Genomic DNA, 5,121 nt, shown 5'->3' with positions numbered 1-5,121 from the left:
GTGGTGTTGAGACAAGCCCTCGGCCTATTAGTACCAGTCAGCTCCACACCTTACGGCGCTTCCACCTCTGGCCTATCAACCCAGTGGTCTACTGGGGGCCTTACCCGATTAACTCGGTGGGAGACCTCATCTTGAAGCGTGCTTCCCGCTTAGATGCTTTCAGCGGTTATCACTCCCGAACGTAGCCAACCAGCCGTGCTCCTGGCGGAACAACTGGCACACCAGAGGTTCGTCCACCCCGGTCCTCTCGTACTAGGGGCAGCCCTTCTCAAGTCTCCTGCGCGCGCAGCGGATAGGGACCGAACTGTCTCACGACGTTCTAAACCCAGCTCGCGTGCCGCTTTAATGGGCGAACAGCCCAACCCTTGGGACCTACTCCAGCCCCAGGATGCGACGAGCCGACATCGAGGTGCCAAACCATCCCGTCGATATGGACTCTTGGGGAAGATCAGCCTGTTATCCCCGGGGTACCTTTTATCCGTTGAGCGACGGTGCTCCCACATGCCACCGCCGGATCACTAGTTCCGACTTTCGTCCCTGCTCGACATGTCTGTCTCACAGTCAAGCTCCCTTGTGCACTTACACTCGACACCTGATTGCCAACCAGGCTGAGGGAACCTTTGAGCGCCTCCGTTACCTTTTAGGAGGCGACCGCCCCAGTCAAACTACCCACCAGGCACTGTCCCTGATCCAGATAATGGACCCAAGTTAGACAGCCAGAACAACCAGAGTGGTATTTCAACGATGACTCCACCCGAACTGGCGTCCGAGCTTCACAGTCTCCCACCTATCCTACACAAGTTGTACCGACCACCAATACCAAGTTGTAGTAAAGGTCCCGGGGTCTTTCCGTCCTGCTGCGCGTAACGAGCATCTTTACTCGTAATGCAATTTCGCCGAGTCCATGGTTGAGACAGCGCCCAAGTCGTTACGCCATTCGTGCAGGTCGGAACTTACCCGACAAGGAATTTCGCTACCTTAGGATGGTTATAGTTACCACCGCCGTTTACTGGCGCTTAAGTTCAAAGCTTCGCCGGCCTAAACCAGCTAACCTGTCCCCTTAACGTTCCAGCACCGGGCAGGCGTCAGTCCGTATACATCGAATTACTTCTTCGCACGGACCTGTGTTTTTAGTAAACAGTCGCTTGGGCCTGGTCTCTGCGGCCATCAACGCTTCCACCAGCAAGTGGTGTAACGTATCCGGCCCCCCTTCTCCCGAAGTTACGGGGGCATTTTGCCGAGTTCCTTAACCATGGTTCACTCGATCGCCTTGGTATTCTCTACCTGATCACCTGTGTCGGTTTGGGGTACGGGCGGCTCTAACACTCACTACGAAGTTTTTCTCGGCAGCATGGGATCATCCACTTCCCCTGAACGGGTCCGCCTCGGTTCTCAGGCTCATGAGACACGGATTTGCCTATGCCTCGCCCTACCACCTTGCCCGCGGATCAGCTTGCGCCTACCATCGCCGCGGTTGGACTGCCCTCCTGCGTCACTCCTCAGTGCACCTAATACCACCTAGGATCGAACGGTCCATACATCAACCCGAAGGCATCAGTACTTTCGGTTCTTAGCATCAGTGACCTCGGTCGGGTCGTGTTAATGCCGGTACGGGAATATCAACCCGTTGTCCATCGACTACGCCTGTCGGCCTCGCCTTAGGTCCCGACTTACCCAGGGCAGATTAGCTTGACCCTGGAACCCTTGATCATTCGGCGGACGGGTTTCTCACCCGTCATTCGCTACTCATGCCTGCATTCTCACTCGTGCAGCATCCACAACTAGATCACTCTGCTGCTTCACACGCTGCACGACGCTCCCCTACCCATCCACACACCTGGACCAGAATCAAGTTCTGGCCGAGTACAAATGTGAATGCCACAGCTTCGGCGGATTGCTTGAGCCCCGCTACATTGTCGGCGCGGAATCACTTGACCAGTGAGCTATTACGCACTCTTTCAAGGGTGGCTGCTTCTAAGCCAACCTCCTGGTTGTCTGGGCAACTCCACATCCTTTTCCACTTAGCAATCGCTTAGGGGCCTTAGCTGGTGATCTGGGCTGTTTCCCTCTCGACTACGGAGCTTATCCCCCGCAGTCTCACTGCCGCGCTCTCACTTACCGGCATTCGGAGTTTGGCTGATTTCGGTAAGCCGGTAAGCCCCCTAGACCATCCAGTGCTCTACCTCCGGTAAGAAACACACGACGCTGCACCTATATGCATTTCGGGGAGAACCAGCTATCACGGAGTTTGATTGGCCTTTCACCCCTATCCACAGGTCATCCCCCAGGTTTTCAACCCTGGTGGGTTCGGTCCTCCACGCGGTCTTACCCGCGCTTCAACCTGCCCATGGATAGATCACTCCGCTTCGGGTCTAGAGCATGCGACTAAAACGCCCTATTCAGACTCGCTTTCGCTACGGCTACCCCACACGGGTTAACCTCGCCACACACCACTAACTCGCAGGCTCATTCTTCAAAAGGCACGCCGTCACACCCCACAAGGAGATGCTCCGACGGATTGTAGGCAACCGGTTTCAGGTACTATTTCACTCCCCTCCCGGGGTACTTTTCATCTTTCCCTCACGGTACTAGTCCGCTATCGGTCACCAAGAAGTATTTAGGCTTAGCGGGTGGTCCCGCCAGATTCACACGGAATTTCAAGAGTTCCGTGCTACTCGGGAAAACACTCGGAAGTCGCCGTCTTACACCTACGGGGCCATTACCCACTACGGCCCGGCATTCCAACCGGTTCGGCTTCAACAACGATTTATAACTCCCTGGACCCACGGCATTAGGCCCTGAATGCTCCCACAACCCCACATACGCAACGCACGCCGGCTATCACACGCACATGGTTTAGCCTCATCCGCTTTCGCTCGCCACTACTCACGGAATCACTATTGTTTTCTCTTCCTGCGGGTACTGAGATGTTTCACTTCCCCGCGTTCCCTCCAGAACCCTATGTGTTCAGGAACTGGTAACTGGCTTTAGAATGCCAGCTGGGTTTCCCCATTCGGACACCCCCGGATCACAGCTTGGTTGCCAACTCCCCGGGGCTTATCGCAGGCTCCTACGTCCTTCATCGGCTCTTGGTGCCTAGACATCCACCGATTGCCCTTAGTAGCTTGTCACACATACACAAGGAACAATAAAATTGCTACAAAGATGCTCGCGTCCACTATACAGTTCTCAAAATACGGGCAGGAACACCAGCCCTACATCACCACTACCCTCGGATCATGTCTCTCGAAGGGAAAACACACCCTCAAGAAGCATCATCACCAGAAGTTTGGTGAGAGCCGGCCCCAACCACACCCCCACACCGAAGTGTGGGTAGCGGCCTAGAAGAAATCGAACCTGAGAATCCGCAAGGATTCCAGTGCCCGATCCTTCAGGACCCAACAGCGCGCCTCGATGATTCACTCGACCCCGTCCACGTTCCACGCTCCCGAAGAAGCAGTACTAGTTTCAGCGGTTCCGCTGCACATCTAATGGTCAATGTTCCACATTCCGAAGCACCGACGCACTAGAACGTGTGTCTAGTAAACGTCGAATGGGCGACCACCCTTGCGGGTCGATCGCCGAATGCTCCTTAGAAAGGAGGTGATCCAGCCGCACCTTCCGGTACGGCTACCTTGTTACGACTTCGTCCTAATCGCCAGCCCCACCTTCGACGGCTCCCTCCACAAGGGTTAGGCCACCGGCTTCGGGTGTTGCCGACTTTCATGACGTGACGGGCGGTGTGTACAAGGCCCGGGAACGTATTCACCGCAGCGTTGCTGATCTGCGATTACTAGCGACTCCGACTTCATGGGGTCGAGTTGCAGACCCCAATCCGAACTGAGACCGGCTTTTTGGGATTCGCTCCACCTTGCGGTTTCGCAGCCCTTTGTACCGGCCATTGTAGCATGCGTGAAGCCCTGGACATAAGGGGCATGATGACTTGACGTCATCCCCACCTTCCTCCGAGTTGACCCCGGCAGTCTCCTATGAGTCCCCACCATAACGTGCTGGCAACATAGGACGAGGGTTGCGCTCGTTGCGGGACTTAACCCAACATCTCACGACACGAGCTGACGACAGCCATGCACCACCTGTATAGGACCCTTACGGACCCCCCATCTCTGGAGGATTTCCCTATATGTCAAACCCAGGTAAGGTTCTTCGCGTTGCATCGAATTAATCCGCATGCTCCGCCGCTTGTGCGGGCCCCCGTCAATTCCTTTGAGTTTTAGCCTTGCGGCCGTACTCCCCAGGCGGGGCGCTTAATGCGTTAGCTGCGGCACGGAAGACGTGGAATGTCCCCCACACCTAGCGCCCAACGTTTACGGCGTGGACTACCAGGGTATCTAATCCTGTTCGCTACCCACGCTTTCGCTCCTCAGCGTCAGGTAAGGCCCAGAGAGCCGCCTTCGCCACCGGTGTTCTTCCTGATATCTGCGCATTCCACCGCTACACCAGGAGTTCCGCTCTCCCCTGCCTACCTCTAGTCTGCCCGTATCGGAAGCAGGCTCGGAGTTAAGCTCCGAGTTTTCACTCCCGACGTGACGAACCGCCTACGAGCCCTTTACGCCCAATAATTCCGGACAACGCTCGGACCCTACGTATTACCGCGGCTGCTGGCACGTAGTTGGCCGGTCCTTCTTCTGCAGGTACCGTCACTCTCGCTTCGTCCCTGCTGAAAGAGGTTTACAACCCGAAGGCCGTCATCCCTCACGCGGCGTTGCTGCGTCAGGCTTTCGCCCATTGCGCAATATTCCCCACTGCTGCCTCCCGTAGGAGTCTGGGCCGTGTCTCAGTCCCAGTGTGGCCGGTCGCCCTCTCAGGCCGGCTACCCGTCGACGCCTTGGTAGGCCATTACCCCACCAACAAGCTGATAGGCCGCGAGCCCATCCCCAACCGCCAGAACTTTCAACCCCAAACCATGAAGCTCGGAGTGATATCCGGTATTAGACCCCGTTTCCGAGGCTTATCCCGAAGTTGAGGGTAGGTTGCTCACGTGTTACTCACCCGTTCGCCGCTCGTGTACCCCGAAGGGCCTTACCGCTCGACTTGCATGTGTTAAGCACGCCGCCAGCGTTCGTCCTGAGCCAGGATCAAACTCTCCGTTGAAATCTATAT

Annotated in this window: 2 rRNA genes; both read right to left on the bottom strand. The window is 56.3% G+C overall.

The features are described 5' to 3' along the window. Positions 1-7: 7 nt before the first annotated feature. Positions 8-3,131: ribosomal RNA gene (locus ACZ6Z4_RS38730) — 23S ribosomal RNA — on the bottom strand. Between the two features lie 465 nt (positions 3,132-3,596). Continuing rightward, positions 3,597-5,112: ribosomal RNA gene (locus ACZ6Z4_RS38725) — 16S ribosomal RNA — on the bottom strand. The 16S and 23S rRNA genes sit together here, the layout of an rRNA operon. Positions 5,113-5,121: the final 9 nt, after the last annotated feature.

This window comes from Kribbella sp. NPDC104740 (assembly GCF_055583505.1).
This window is presented reverse-complemented; position numbering and strand designations above follow the sequence as displayed.